12 protein-coding genes are annotated in these 13,343 nt (G+C 71.0%); 6 read left to right on the forward strand and 6 right to left on the reverse strand.

The annotated features are described in order from the left end of the window. Positions 1–6: 6 nt before the first annotated feature. Entirely contained in the window at positions 7–606 is a 600-nt protein-coding gene (locus tag IF188_RS11895) for a gamma carbonic anhydrase family protein (protein WP_191172022.1), read from the reverse strand. A gap of 151 nt (positions 607–757) precedes the next feature. On the opposite strand from IF188_RS11895, the gene gdhA reads away from it, so the two are divergent. Further along, positions 758–2,119 (forward strand): NADP-specific glutamate dehydrogenase, encoded by a 1,362-nt coding sequence (gdhA, locus tag IF188_RS11900; RefSeq protein ID WP_191172023.1) that lies wholly within the window; start codon positions 758–760, stop codon positions 2,117–2,119. A 211-nt stretch (positions 2,120–2,330) separates the two neighbouring features. Then, on the forward strand, positions 2,331–2,528 hold the full coding sequence (locus tag IF188_RS11905) for a S1 RNA-binding domain-containing protein (RefSeq protein ID WP_191172024.1): 198 nt from the start codon (positions 2,331–2,333) through the stop codon (positions 2,526–2,528). A gap of 57 nt (positions 2,529–2,585) precedes the next feature. On the opposite strand, the gene mfd is transcribed toward IF188_RS11905, so the two are convergent. Next, complete coding sequence (mfd, locus tag IF188_RS11910) at positions 2,586–6,233, reverse strand: transcription-repair coupling factor (RefSeq protein WP_191172025.1); 3,648 nt, start codon at positions 6,231–6,233, stop codon at positions 2,586–2,588. A gap of 78 nt (positions 6,234–6,311) precedes the next feature. Between mfd and IF188_RS11915 the strand changes: the two genes are divergently transcribed. Then, positions 6,312–6,902, forward strand: coding sequence for a hypothetical protein (locus IF188_RS11915; RefSeq protein WP_191172026.1), 591 nt, complete (start codon positions 6,312–6,314; stop codon positions 6,900–6,902). Positions 6,903–6,932: 30 nt separating this feature from the next. Here IF188_RS11915 and pth read toward each other — a convergent pair whose 3' ends face one another. Together pth and IF188_RS11925 are read right to left on the reverse strand one after the other, a co-directional pair. Next, the gene (pth, locus tag IF188_RS11920) at positions 6,933–7,520 is read right to left on the reverse strand and encodes an aminoacyl-tRNA hydrolase (protein WP_191172027.1); all 588 of its coding nucleotides are present in this window, start codon (positions 7,518–7,520) and stop codon (positions 6,933–6,935) included. A gap of 171 nt (positions 7,521–7,691) precedes the next feature. Further along, a complete protein-coding gene (locus tag IF188_RS11925; protein WP_191172028.1) occupies positions 7,692–8,327 on the reverse strand; it encodes a 50S ribosomal protein L25/general stress protein Ctc in 636 nt (211 codons plus the stop codon). A gap of 274 nt (positions 8,328–8,601) precedes the next feature. On the opposite strand from IF188_RS11925, the gene IF188_RS20400 reads away from it, so the two are divergent. Further along, positions 8,602–8,724: a hypothetical protein gene (locus IF188_RS20400; protein ID WP_263575379.1), complete on the forward strand. Its 123-nt coding sequence runs from the start codon at positions 8,602–8,604 to the stop codon at positions 8,722–8,724. Here IF188_RS20400 and IF188_RS11930 read toward each other — a convergent pair. Further along, entirely contained in the window at positions 8,709–9,218 is a 510-nt protein-coding gene (locus tag IF188_RS11930) for a gluconokinase (protein WP_318152866.1), read from the reverse strand. The genes IF188_RS20400 and IF188_RS11930 overlap by 16 nt on opposite strands. A 156-nt stretch (positions 9,219–9,374) precedes the next feature. Here IF188_RS11930 and gndA point away from each other — a divergent pair, with 156 nt between their 5' ends. Further along, complete coding sequence (gene gndA / locus IF188_RS11935; RefSeq protein WP_191172029.1) at positions 9,375–10,841, forward strand: NADP-dependent phosphogluconate dehydrogenase; 1,467 nt, start codon at positions 9,375–9,377, stop codon at positions 10,839–10,841. A gap of 73 nt (positions 10,842–10,914) precedes the next feature. Here gndA and IF188_RS11940 read toward each other — a convergent pair whose 3' ends face one another. Beyond that, positions 10,915–12,231, reverse strand: a complete 1,317-nt coding sequence (locus IF188_RS11940; RefSeq protein WP_191172030.1) for an FAD-binding oxidoreductase — start codon at positions 12,229–12,231, stop codon at positions 10,915–10,917. 111 nt (positions 12,232–12,342) lie between these two features. Here IF188_RS11940 and IF188_RS11945 point away from each other — a divergent pair, with 111 nt between their 5' ends. Further along, positions 12,343–13,332 carry an NAD-dependent epimerase/dehydratase family protein gene (locus IF188_RS11945; RefSeq protein WP_191172031.1) on the forward strand — a complete coding sequence of 330 codons (990 nt, stop codon included), beginning with the start codon at positions 12,343–12,345 and terminating at the stop codon, positions 13,330–13,332. The last annotated feature ends 11 nt before the right edge of the window (positions 13,333–13,343 follow it).

The following is a 13,343-nucleotide window of genomic DNA, read 5'->3' on the forward strand; positions in this document are numbered from 1 at the left end:
AGAGGCTCAGTCCAGTCGTCGGTCGTCGGCGTGCCGGGCGAGGCTGCGGCCGTAGCGCTCGGTGAGCTGCACCATCAGATCAGGGGTCTCGCGGTCGAGCCCGAACACGTAGCCCGGGAAGTCGAGCTCGCGCTGCGCCGCCCAGATCTCTTCGTGGCGGTCCGGCGGCAGCACCTGCAGCGGATCGCCGACCGCGACCCAGCCGATCGGCACGGTCGTCTCGGCGGGCAGCGTCGTCCGCAGGTGCACCACGGCGTTGATGCGCACCTCGCTGCGGGCGCCGATGCGGGCGCCGTTGAAGACGCGGGTACCGGTGGCCAGGAACACCTCTTCCTCGATCACCGCGCCCGACACGCTCGCCATCGGGCCGACCAGCACGTGGTCGGCGATGTGCACCGGGTTCGTCGAGGTCGCACGGATGAGCGCGTTCTCCATCACGATGACGTTCGCACCGAGGGTGATCGCGCCGCCCTCGGCGGTGATCACCGCGCCGTGCAGGATCTGGCAGTCCGGCCCGATCGCGACGTCGCCGCTGATCACCGCGGTCGCCGCGACGACCGCCGTCGGATGGATGCGGGGCTCAGCCCCGAGGTGCTCGAAACGCATCGTCGCCGTCTCCCGCCGTCGTGGATCGGATCAGGGCAAGCGTAGCCGCCGCACAGGGCGTCACACGTGCGAGCCCGGCCCGCACGGTATGTAGGGTGAAAAGGCGCCGACGACGTCGCCCTTTCTGCTGGCCTTCCGAAAGCACCACCCCATGTCCTCAGTGACCACCCTGACCTCCAACGACACCATCCGGCTCGTCCTGGACACTGTCGAAGCCCGCAACCCCCACGAGCCCGAGTTCCTCCAGGCCGTCCACGAAGTGCTCGAGTCGATCGCACCGGTGCTCGACACCCACCCCGAGTTCGTCGACGGCGGCATCCTCGAACGGATCGTCGAGCCCGAGCGGCAGATCATGTTCCGGGTGCCGTGGGTCGACGACGCCGGGCGCCTGCAGGTCAACCGCGGCTACCGCATCCAGTTCTCGTCGGTGCTCGGCCCGTACAAGGGCGGCCTGCGGTTCCACCCCTCGGTGAACCTCTCGATCATCAAGTTCCTCGGCTTCGAGCAGATCTTCAAGAACGCGCTCACCGGGCAGGGCATCGGCGGCGCGAAGGGCGGCAGCGACTTCGACCCCCACGGCCGGTCCGACGCCGAGATCATGCGCTTCTGCCAGTCGTTCATGAGCGAGCTCTACCGTCACCTCGGCGAGCACACCGACGTCCCCGCGGGCGACATCGGCGTGGGCGCCCGCGAGATCGGGTACCTGTTCGGCCAGTACCGCAAGATCACCAACCGCCACGAGTCGGGCATGTTCACCGGCAAGGGTGTGCAGTGGGGCGGCGCAGAGGTGCGCACCGAGGCGACCGGCTACGGCGCGGTGTTCTTCGTCGAAGAGATGCTCGCCGTCCACGGCGAGACGCTGCACGGCAAGCGCGTCGGCGTGTCGGGCTCGGGCAACGTCGCGATCTACGCGATCGAGAAGGCCCACCAGCTCGGCGCCACTGCGGTGACCGCGTCGGACTCGTCGGGCTACGTCCTCGACGAGGCCGGCATCGACGTCGACCTGCTGCGCCAGATCAAAGAGGTCGAGCGCGGCCGCATCTCGGAGTACGCGGCGCGGCGCCCGGGCGCGACCTACGTCGAGGGCGAGCGCCCGTGGCGGGTCCCGGTCGACGTGGCCGTGCCGTCGGCGACCCAGAACGAGCTCGATGCCGATGACGCCCGCGCGCTCGTCGCGAACGGCGTGCGCGCCGTCGCCGAGGGCGCCAACATGCCCTCGACCCCCGAGGCCGTCGAGGTGCTGCAGGGCGCCGGAGTGCTGTTCGCGCCGGGCAAGGCGGCCAACGCCGGCGGCGTCGCCACCTCGGCACTCGAGATGAGCCAGAACGCCGCCCGCCAGCGCTGGAACTTCGACGACAGCGAGGCGAAGCTCCGCGGCATCATGGCGAACGTGCACCACGCCGCCTTCACCGCCGCCGAGAAGTACGGCCGTCCGGGCGACTACGTCGCCGGCGCCAACTGCGCGGGCTTCGAGCGCGTCGCGCACGCCATGCTCGCCCAGGGCGTCATCTGACGCCAGAGCGCTTCACAGACGGGGAACCGGATGCCGCGGCATCCGGTTCCCCGTCTTCATGCGCCCCGCGACCGCGACCGTCTGGTAGCGTCGCCGCCGTGAAGATCGGGATGGTGCCGGACGCGCTGCGCGGCACGACAAGGAGAGGCGACCCGACCGGCTCGTGATCGGCCCATCCTTCTTCGCCCCGACAGCGAGAGGGGGTGGATGCATGAGCGAGCAGACCATCGCCGCCGGTGACGTGGTCACCGCGACAGTGACGAAGGTCGTGCCGTTCGGCGTTCTCGTGGAGTGCGCCGGCGTGCCCGGCCTGGTGCGCGGCACGGCGGCCGATCCGGGCGTCGAGCTGCGCGTGCGCGTCGTCGAGTACGACGCCGCGCAGCAGCGGTTCTCAGCGACCCGCGCGTGAGGCGGATGTGACGCGGCGCGGGGCGTCCGGTGGGGCGCCCCGCACCGTGTCAGCGGCTCACGAGTCCGCGGCCGCCGCCTCGGGCTTCTTCTCGGGCCACAGCTGATCGAGCAGCTGACCGACCCACGCGATCAGTTCGGTGTCGCCCAGCGACTCTCCGCCGGCCGTCGGCAGCGGCACGACCATCGCCTCGCCGTTCGCGACGAGCTTCGCCTTCGGGTACAGGCGCTGCAGCCGCACGCGCATCGAATCGGGCAGATTCGCCGGCGCCACCCGCAGGTTCGGCCCCATCGCGACGACGTCCGCGAGGCCGGCCTGCGCGGCGCGGCGGCGCAGACGCGCGATCGCGAGCAGCCCCTCGACCTCGGAGGGCGGTTCGCCGTAGCGGTCGGTGAGCTCTTCGATCACGAGGTCGATCGCGTCGTCCTTGGCGGTGAGGGATGCCGCGGCCGACAGCTTCTGGTAGGCCTCCAGCCGCAGGCGCTCGCTGTCGATGTACGACTCGGGGATGCGGGCCTGCACGGGCAGCTCGAGGCGCAGCTCGGTCGGTCCCTCGGTCTCTTCGCCGCGGAACGTCGCGACGGCCTCGCCGATCATGCGCAGGTACAGGTCGAAGCCGACGCCCGCGATGTGACCGGCCTGCTCGGCGCCCAGCAGATTGCCGGCGCCGCGGATCTCGAGGTCCTTGAGCGCCACCTGCATGCCCGAGCCGAGGTCATTGTTGACGGCGATCGTCTCGAGACGGTCGGCCGCGGTCTCGCTGAGCGGCTTCATGTCGTCGTAGAGGAAGTACGCGTACGCGCGCTCCCGGGCACGGCCGACGCGGCCGCGCAGCTGGTGCAGCTGGCTGAGGCCGTACTTGTCGGCGCGGTCGATGATGATCGTGTTCGCGTTCGAGATGTCGAGGCCGGTCTCGATGATCGTCGTCGACACGAGCACGTCCGCCTTGCGCTCCCAGAAGTCGTCGACGACCTGCTCCAGCATGTGCTCGCCCATCTGCCCGTGGGCCACGGCGATGCGAGCCTCGGGCACGAGCTCGGCGAGCTCGGACGCGACGCGCTGGATCGACTGCACGCGGTTGTGGACGTAGAACACCTGGCCCTCGCGCAGCAGCTCGCGCCGGATCGCCGCGGCGATCTGCTTGTCGTTGCGCGGGCCGACGTACGACAGGATGGGATGCCGGTCCTCGGGCGGGGTCTGCAGCGTCGACATCTCACGGATGCCGGTCACGGCCATCTCGAGCGTGCGCGGGATGGGCGTGGCGCTCATCGCGAGGATGTCGACGTTGGTCTTGAGCTTCTTCAGCTGGTCCTTGTGCTCGACCCCGAAGCGCTGCTCCTCGTCGATGATCATGAGCCCGAGGTCCTTGAAGATCACCTTCTCGGTGAGGATGCGGTGCGTGCCGATCACCATGTCGACCGTCCCGTCGGTGAGACCCGCGAGGGTCTCGCGCGCCTGCTTGTCGGTCTGGAACCGCGACAGCGGACGCACCTTGACCGGGAACCCGGCGAAGCGCTCGGTGAACGTCTCCATGTGCTGCTTGACGAGCAGGGTCGTCGGCACGAGCATCGCGACCTGCTTGCCGTCCTGGATCGCCTTGAAGGCGGCGCGCACCGCAACCTCGGTCTTGCCGAATCCGACGTCGCCCGAGAGCAGCCGGTCCATCGGGATCGGCTTCTCCATGTCGGCCTTGATCTCGTCGATCGTCTGGAGCTGGTCGGGGGTCTCGGCGAACGGGAACGCCTCTTCGAGCTCGCGCTGCCACGGCGTGTCGGGCCCGAACGCGTGGCCCTTGGACGCCATGCGCGCCGAGTACAGCTTGACGAGCTCGACGGCGATGTCGCGGACGGCCTTGCGTGCCTTGCTCTTTGCCTGCGCCCAGTCGCTGCCGCCCATCTTCGACAGGCTCGGCGCCTCGCCGCCGACGTACCGCGACAGCAGATCGAGCTGATCGGTCGGGACGAACAGCTTGTCGCCGGGATACCCGCGCTTGGACGGCGCGTATTCGAGCACGAGGTACTCGCGCACGCTCTTGACGGCATTGCGCCCGCCGCTGGAGACCTCGCGCTGCGTGAGCTCGACGAACTTGCCGATGCCGTGCGTGGCATGCACGACGTAGTCGCCCGCCTTCAGCTGCAGCGGGTCGACGACCGCCTTTCGGCGGGACGCGAGCTTCTTGACGACGCGCGTGTCGCCGCCGATCGTGCGGCCGTAGAACTCGGACTCGGTGAGCACGGCGAGCTTCGCGTCGGGCGACTCGAACCCCCGCTCGAGCACACTCACGACGACATGCGCGACGCCGGGCTCGGGGGCGTGGAGCACCTCGTCCACCTTGCGCGCCGCGATCCCCCGGTCGGCGAGCACGTCGCGTGCGCGCTCGACGAGCCCGGTTCCGGATGCCGCGACCACGACCCGCCAGCCGTCCGCGAGCAGCGCGCCCACGTGGTCGGTGGCGCCCTCGACGTTGCCCTGGAACGACGGGACCGCCGTCCCGGGGACGCGGATGGCGGCCGACGCTTCGAGCGCGACATCGATGTCGGTGCTGATCGGGCCGTCGTAATCCTGTCCCTGAGCCTGTCGAAGGGCGGCTGCGGCATCCGCCTCTCCTGAATCGAACGCGCTCAACGTCCACCACACGCCGCTTCGGGCGTGCGTGGCCTCGCGCAGCTCGGGCAGCGACAGGAAGTCGCCCGCGCCGAGGTCGACGGGCGTCTTCGCGCCCGCCGTGGCCGCGCTCCAGGCCGCGTCGAGGAACTCGCGGTTCGTCTCGCCGAGCGTGATCGCGCGCGTGACGGCGCGCTCGGGATCGACCAGCGCGACTCCGGCGCCTTCGGGCAGGTAGTCCACGAGGGTGACGATGCTGTCGACCACGGCCGGCAGCAGCGATTCCATGCCCTCGACCGGGATGCCCTCGGCCATCTTCTCGAGCATGCCCGTGAGGCCGGGGAACTCGTCCTTCAGCTGACGCGCACGCCCGCGCACGCCGTCGGTCAGCAGCAGCTCCCGACTGGCCATGAGGGAGATCTCGCGCACCTCGCCCGGGAGCGACCGCTGATCGGCCACCGAGAACGCGCGCATCTCGTCGACCTCGTCGCCGAAGAACTCCACCCGGTAGGGGTGCGGCGCCGTCGGCGGGAACACGTCGAGGATGCCGCCGCGGACGGCGAACTCCCCGCGGCGCGACACCATGTCGACGCGGTGGTACGCGAGCTCCACAAGACGCGTCACGACATCGCCGAGCTCCTGGCCGCGCCCGCCACGGACGAGCCCGACGGGAGCGACAGCAGTCAGCCCGCCTGCCAGCGGCTGCAGCGCGCCGCGCACAGAGGCCGTGATCACGAGAGGGGTCGCGGCATCCCATCGCGCGACGCGCGTCAGGACCTCCAGCCGCGCGCCGACCGTCTCGGTGCTGGGGCTCAGGCGCTCGTGCGGGAGCGTCTCCCACGCGGGGAAGTGCAGCACCTCGGCGCCCGGCAGCAGCGCACCCAGCGCGGGGCCGAGCGACTCGGCGCGACGACCGGTCGGCGCGATCAGCAGCAAGAGAGGCGGGCGGCCCGCGGCACGCCGCTTCTCGATCAGCGCCGCCAGCAACGGGGCGTCGAGCCCTTCGACGAGTGAGAAGTCGGCATCGACGGATGCCGCGGCCACCGCGTCCCGGAAGGCTTCCGCCTGTTCGAGGGCGCGCACGATCCCGGGAACTGTCACCGGACGAGTCTACGGCGCGGCGCCGACATCGCGGCGCGAACGGGACCCCGGCGCCGTCGCGCTCCTAAGATCGGGGGCGTGACGACGCCAGATGCGCCCCAGAACCCGCCCGCTGCTCCGGGTGGATGGGCACCGCCGGGTGCTCCCCCGTTCGGGACGCCGTCCGGCGCGGCGCCGGCTTCGTCGGGCGCGTACGCCCCGCCCGCCGGCTACGCGGCACCGCAGGGATTCGGGATGCCGGCGGCCCCGGCCGCACCGTCACGTCCACCGGCACCGTCCCGTCACGGCAGCGGTCTCGGGCTGACGGCGCTCGTGCTGGCCCTCGTGGCCACGCTGGGCGCGACGGTCGGCGGGGCCATCGCGGGCTTCAACATCGGTCTCGGGGCGGGCAAGGGGCTCGCGTACCTGCCCATGGACGGAAGCTGGGACTGGTCCATCCTGACGCCGGTGCGGGACTGGGTGCTGCTGGGCGAGGTGTCGTTCTGGTTCGGCACGGTCCTCGGAGTGTGGGCGCTGGTGCAGGGCATCGTCGCCACCGTCAGCCGGCGCGGCCGCGGCCTCGGCATCGCCGCGATCGTCGTCGCAGCGATCGGGCCCATCGTGTTCGGCGGTGTCGTGCAGGGCGTGCTGATGTCGGGTCTCGCCGCGGGCACCGGCATCGGCGGCTGACCCGGGAGTCGTCTCGCCAGACCGCCGTTGTCACACGCGCGGCGCGTGGTGCTTCTGCTGCGCGGCCAGAAGGCCTTCGTCGACCAGCTGCTCGACGGCGTCGGCGGCGTCGCCGACGAGGATCGGGAGGTTCTTGCGCTCGGTGGCCCCGAACGGGTCGAGCACCCAGTCGGCCGGATCCTGCCGCCCCGACGGGCGGCCGATGCCCACCCGCACCCGCGGGAACTCGGGCGTGTTCAGCGCCTTGGCGATGTCGCGAACGCCGTTGTGGCCGCCGTGGCCGCCGCCGATCTTCAACTTGATGGTGTCGAACGGGATGTCGAGTTCGTCGTGCACGACGACGACGTGCGACGGATCGATGCCGTAGAACTTCGCGAGCCCCGCGACCGGCCCGCCCGACACGTTCATGAAGGTGTTGGCCTTCGCGAGCACGAGCTTCGGCCCGCCCGGCCGCAGCCAGGTCTCGACGACGCGCGCGTTCGCCTTGTGCGCCTTGAAGGTCTCGCTGCGGCGGCCGGCGAGCTCGTCGACGACGAGCTGGCCGACATTGTGCCGGGTCAGCTCGTAGCGGGGGCCGGGGTTTCCGAGCCCGACGACGAGCCACGTGTTCTCGGCCATGCCGGCCTCCTCTCCGGCCCGCGCGGACGGCCGCGAGCCCCCACGAGCGTACCCGTTCGGCATGCGGCGGACGCTCGCCGCTTCCCGCGGCGTTGCGCCCGCGGCGGTATGCCGTGGGAATGACGAAGGCCCGCCAGGACCGGACGGTCGTGGCGGGCCTTCGTGACGGGATTACTCCGCGGCGGCTTCTTCCGCAGCCTCGGCCTGCTCGGCAGCGGCCTCGGCGTCGGCCTCGGCGATCTCGTCCTCGGCGGCGATGGTCGCGGCCGGGACCGAGATGGCGACGACGAGCAGCTCGGCGTCGGCGACGAGCGCGGCGCCCTTCGGCAGCTTGAGGTCACCGGCGGTGATGTGAGCGCCCTCTTCGAGGCCCTCGACATCGACCTCGATGTGCTCGGGGATGTGGGTCGCCTCGACCTCGAGCGCGACGGTCTGCGCGTCGAGGTTCGCGATGGTGCCGGCGAACGACTCGCCCACGACGACGACGGGGACGTCGACCTGGATCTTCTCGCCCTTCTTCACGACGAGGAGGTCGATGTGCTCGATGATCTGGTGCACCGGGTCCTTCTGGACGTCCTTGACCAGCGTCAGCTGCGACTTGCCGTCGAGGTCGAGCTCGAGCACCGCGTTGGCGCGACGGATGAGCAGCGACACCTGGTGGCCCGGAAGGGCGACGTGCACGGGGTCGGTGCCGTGACCGTAGATGACGGCGGGGATCTTGCCGGCGGCGCGGAGGCGGCGGGCGTAGCCCTTGCCGAAGTTCTCGCGGAACTCGGCCAGGACCTTGGTGTCGGTCTCAGTCGACATGGGTTCTCCTTGCGGGGGCGCGACGGCCCCGTTCTCTGCGGGCCTGCGCGAAGCGGGCCTGGGTATGTGGGCGGCAGGGACTGCCTGTGATTCGACTCGAACGCGCGCGCGTGAGGAAAGCCCTGAGGCCGGCTTCACCGCGTCGATCACGGATGCCGCAGCCCACCGCGGACGGCAGGCGCGAGGAATCCCTCGCCGAAGTTCGCCATGAGTCTACCAGCGCCCCCGCTACGATGAGGAACGCACTTGCTTCCCGCTCCCACGGAGGAACCCCATGGACTACGGCTTCTGGTCACACGCCCTGCTCTGGCTGATCGGCGCGATGGCCGTGGTCGGCGCCGTCGGCACGGTCCTCGCGTTCTGGGGCCTCGGCCGTTCGGGCTACCGCAAGGACTGATACCGGCCCAGCGCCTCGACGGCCGAGGCGACGACCTCGGCCATCGGCACGTCGCCGGCGATGACGATCCCGGGCTCATCGCGCTCAAGATGCTCCAGCGTCTGCAGCTGCGAGATCAGCAGCGACGGCGGCATGAAGTGCTCCCGCGAGTTCATGCGACGCGACAGCTCCGCCTGCGGAACCCGCAGCTCGACGAACACGACGTCCGGCGCCGCGGCGAGGATGCGGTCGCGGTAGCGCCGTGCGAGCGCGGAGCACGCCATCACCGCTCCCCCGGGCGCGTCGTGCAGCGTGGCTCCGACGACATCGAGCCACGGCATCCGATCGTCGTCATCGAGCGGCGTGCCCGTCATCATCTTCGCGACGTTCGCCGCGGGATGCAGGTCGTCGGCGTCGAAGAAGGGCACGCCCAGCGCAGCAGCGAGCTCGCCGCCGGCCGCCGATTTTCCGGAGCCGCTCGGGCCCATCACCACGATCCGGAATGCCGTCGTCACGCGCCCACGCTATCGGACCGGCCGGTGCTCCCCACGCCGACTAGGCTCGTCTCGTCAGCCCCGAGCGCGTGCTGCTCACGACGGCCCCCGGGACGACGTGAGCCCCCGGCCATCTCGTGTAACACGGACAGGCCAGACTCTAGGCTGGATCACGGAATGACGACAGGAGCTGGAGTGTCCGAGAACGCAGCGAACATCGGCGTGGTGGGTCTTGCGGTGATGGGGTCGAACCTCGCCCGCAACCTGGCCTCGCGCGAGGGCAACACGGTCGCGGTGTACAACCGCAGCCGTGCGAAGACCGACGAACTGGTCGCCGAGCACCCCGAGGCGGGCTTCGTCCCCGCCTTCTCTTACGAGGAGTTCGCCGCGTCGCTGCAGAAGCCGCGCACCGCGATCATCATGGTCAAGGCCGGAGGCCCCACCGACGCGGTCATCGACTCCCTGCTGGAGGTCTTCGAGCCCGGCGACATCATCGTCGACGGCGGCAACGCGCTGTTCACCGACACGATCCGCCGCGAGAAGGCCGTCCGCGAGACCGGTGTGAACTTCGTCGGCATGGGCGTCTCCGGCGGCGAGGAGGGCGCGCTGCTCGGCCCGTCCCTCATGCCCGGCGGCTCGGACGAGTCGTGGGTCACGCTCGGTCCGATCCTGCGCTCGATCGCGGCTGTCGCCGAAGGCGAGCCGTGCGTGACACACGTCGGCCACGACGGCGCCGGCCACTTCGTGAAGATGGTCCACAACGGCATCGAGTACGCCGACATGCAGCTCATCGCCGAGGCGTACGACCTGATCCGCCGCGGCACGGGCAAGTCGCCCGCCGAGATCGCCGAGGTCTTCGCCGAGTGGAACCGCGGCGAGCTCGAGTCCTACCTCATCGAGATCACCGCCGAGGTGCTCCGCCAGGTCGACGGCGAGACGGGCAAGCCGCTCGTCGACGTGATCCTCGACCAGGCCGGCGCCAAGGGCACCGGCGCCTGGACCGTGCAGACCGCGCTGTCACTCGGCGTCCCCGTGTCGGGCATCGCCGAAGCCACCTTCGCCCGGTCGCTGTCGAGCCACCCCGAGCAGCGAGAGATCTCGCGCGACCTTCCCGGCCCCAACGAGGGGTTCACGGCCGACGACGCCGACGCGTTCATCGAGCAGGTGCGCCTCGCGCTCTACGCGTCGAAGATCGTCGCCTACTCGCAGGGCTTCGACGAGATCCGCGCCGGTGCCGCGGAGTACGGCTGGAACATCGATCTCGGCAAGATCGCCGCGATCTGGCGCGGCGGCTGCATCATCCGCGCCCGCTTCCTCAACCGCATCACCGATGCCTACGTCGAGACGCCGGACCTGTCGGTGCTGCTCACGGCGCCGTTCTTCGTCGACGTGTTCACCCGCGCGCAGGACGCGTGGCGTGAGGTCGTCGCGACGTCGGCGAAGGTCGGCATCCCGGCACCCGCGTTCTCGTCGTCGCTCGCGTACTACGACGGTCTGCGCGCCGAGCGCCTGCCGGCCGCCCTCATCCAGGGGCAGCGCGACTTCTTCGGTGCGCACACCTACAAGCGCATCGACAAGCCGGGCACCTTCCACACGCTGTGGTCGGCCGACCGCTCCGAGATCGAGGCCGAGGACACGCACTGACGATTCCGTCCACAATGCCTGAGGGCGGGTCCCCGAGCGGGGACCCGCCCTCAGGCGTTTCAGCCGATCGGCGTCACGGCCGGACGTTGTGGTTGCGGCAGAAGACGTTGCCCGGATCCCACTGGCGCTTGACGGCGGCGAGGCGCTCCATCGTCGCGGGCGGATACATGCGCGCCACGACAGACGGGTCGGCGGACGCGATGAAGTTGCCGTACACGCCCGAGCCCTTCGCCTCGATGGCACCCCACACGGCGACGGCACGCTCTCGCGCGTCGGCGTCGAGCATGCCGGGCACGTCGAATGCCCCGGCCATCGCGAACCACGTCGCGTCCCGAGCCGGGAAGGGCGTGGCGTCCTGCGCGACGTCGCCGTAGGCGCCGCCGAGCGAGCGCAGCAGCACGACCGACGCCGGATTCTGCGCGCGGAATCCGATGAGCTGAGCGATGGTGTCGTCGTCGAGCACCGCCAGCAGCGTGTTGCCGCCCACGAATCCGGGCATCGGATGCTCGGGGTCGAACTCGGGCGCCTCCATCAGCACGTCGGGGTACTCCTGCACCCCGAACTCGCGCTCGGTCACCCCGGAAGCGTTCGCGAATGCGGCGAGCGCCGCGCGTGCGGCGGTCTCGTCGGTGCCCGCCCATACGGCGGTGAGCGCGGCACCGGCCGGAGCGCTCGGGTCCATCGGCGGCACGTCCATATACGTCACGGTGAGCTCGCGCGGCGCATCGGCGAGCAGGTCGCGCACCACGCCGAGGGTCGCGGCGACGTCGCCGTCGATCCCGTAGACCCCGACGACGACCCCGTCGAGCGGGTGCGCCTCGAAATCGAACCGGGTGACGACCCCGAAATTGCCGCCGCCGCCGCGCAGCGCCCACATCAGTTCGGGGTGCGTGGCATCGGACACCTCGACCACGTCGCCGTTCGCGGCGACCAGCTCGGCGCCGACCAGCTGGTCGGACGCGAGGCCCCAGGCGCGGACCATCCAGCCGATGCCGCCACCCAGCGTCAGGCCGCCGACGCCGACGGAGGCGGTGTCGCCTGAGCTCAGGCCGAGGCCGTGCGCCGCGAGCGCGTGCGCCACGGCACCCCACTGGGCGCCGCCGCCGACCCGCACGCGGGTGCCGTCGACGGCGATGTCGTCGAGGGCCGAGATGTCGAGCGTCAGGCCGCCCGGTACCCCGCCCCACGCGCTGTGCCCGCCTCCGCGGATCATGACTTCGAGCCGCTCGGCGGAGGCATAGCGCAGCGCGCCCCGCACATCGTCGACCGAGGTGGCACGGATGATGGCAGCGGGCTCCCCGATGCCGGAGTGGAATCTGCGGGCCGACTCCCAGTCGGAATCGCCCGGACGGATGACGGCAGTGCTGACGTTGGACTCGTCGATGCTCATGGGGGTCAGAGTAGGACCTGCCGCCGACATCGATCCAGGGTGTTCGCTCTCCGCGAGGTGCGAGGCCGGTGCAGGCCCCCGGTGTCACCGCCGGCGGCTAGGCTCGCCAGCGTGACGAGCATCCTCTACATCGGCGGCACCGGGACCATCAGCGCGGCATGCGTGCGCCGCTCCGTCGACCTCGGGCACGAGGTCACCGTCCTCAACCGCGGCACTGCGCGACGGCCGCTGCCGCCCCAGGTGCGCGTCGTCCAGGCGGACATCCGCGATGCCGCATCCGTGCGCGCCGCGCTCGACGGCGAGCGCTACGACGTCGTGGCCGAGTTCCTGGCGTTCACGCCCGAGCACATCGCCACCGACCTCGACCTGTTCGAGGGGCGGACGGGGCAGTACGTGTTCATCAGCTCGGCGTCCGCGTACGAGAAGCCGCCGCGGCGGCTGCCGGTGACCGAGTCGACGCCGCTGCGCAACCCGTTCTGGCAGTACTCGCGCGACAAGATCGCCTGCGAGGACGTCCTGGTCGCGGCCCACCGCGAGCGCGGGCTGCCGGTCACGATCATCCGCCCGTCGCACACCTACGACGAGCGGCTGCTGCCGACGCTCGGCCACTGGACCGACATCGCGCGCATGCGCGAGGGGCGCCCTGTCATCGTGCACGGCGACGGCACGAGCCTGTGGACCATCACGCACAGCGACGACTTCGCGGTCGCGTTCACCGGGCTGCTCGGCAACCCCGCCGCGATCGGCGAGGCATTCACGATCACCGGCACCCACGCGCCGAGCTGGAACCAGATCTACGGGTGGCTCGCCGCCGCGGCGGGTGCGGCATCCCTCGACCTCGTCCATGTCGCCTCCGAGACGATCGCGGCGTTCGAGCCCGAGCTCGGACCGACGCTCATCGGCGACAAGGCGCACTCGATGGTGTTCGACGTGTCGAAGGTGCAGCAGCTCGTCCCCGAGTTCCGCACCACGATCACGTTCGACGAGGGCGCACGCCGCATCCTCGCGTACTTCGACGCCCATCCCGAGGCGCAGCAGATCGACGAAGGCCGCGACGCGCTCTTCGATCGCATCGCGGCCTTCGCCCGCTCGGCCGGCTGAGAGCCGGCCCG

It is taken from the genome of Microbacterium helvum (assembly GCF_014779795.1).
In the GTDB taxonomy this organism is placed as follows: Bacteria; Actinomycetota; Actinomycetes; order Actinomycetales; family Microbacteriaceae; genus Microbacterium; species Microbacterium helvum.

Coding starts and splice junctions, on each gene's coding strand:
- IF188_RS11905 (WP_191172024.1), top strand. CDS start 2,331: ATGAGCGAGCAGACCATCGCCGCCGGTGACGTGGTCACCGCGACAGTG.
- pth (WP_191172027.1), bottom strand. CDS start 7,520: ATGGCCGAGAACACGTGGCTCGTCGTCGGGCTCGGAAACCCCGGCCCC.
- IF188_RS11925 (WP_191172028.1), bottom strand. CDS start 8,327: ATGTCGACTGAGACCGACACCAAGGTCCTGGCCGAGTTCCGCGAGAAC.
- IF188_RS11895 (WP_191172022.1), bottom strand. CDS start 606: ATGCGTTTCGAGCACCTCGGGGCTGAGCCCCGCATCCATCCGACGGCG.
- IF188_RS20400 (WP_263575379.1), top strand. CDS start 8,602: ATGGACTACGGCTTCTGGTCACACGCCCTGCTCTGGCTGATCGGCGCG.
- IF188_RS11940 (WP_191172030.1), bottom strand. CDS start 12,231: ATGAGCATCGACGAGTCCAACGTCAGCACTGCCGTCATCCGTCCGGGC.
- gdhA (WP_191172023.1), top strand. CDS start 758: ATGTCCTCAGTGACCACCCTGACCTCCAACGACACCATCCGGCTCGTC.
- gndA (WP_191172029.1), top strand. CDS start 9,375: ATGACGACAGGAGCTGGAGTGTCCGAGAACGCAGCGAACATCGGCGTG.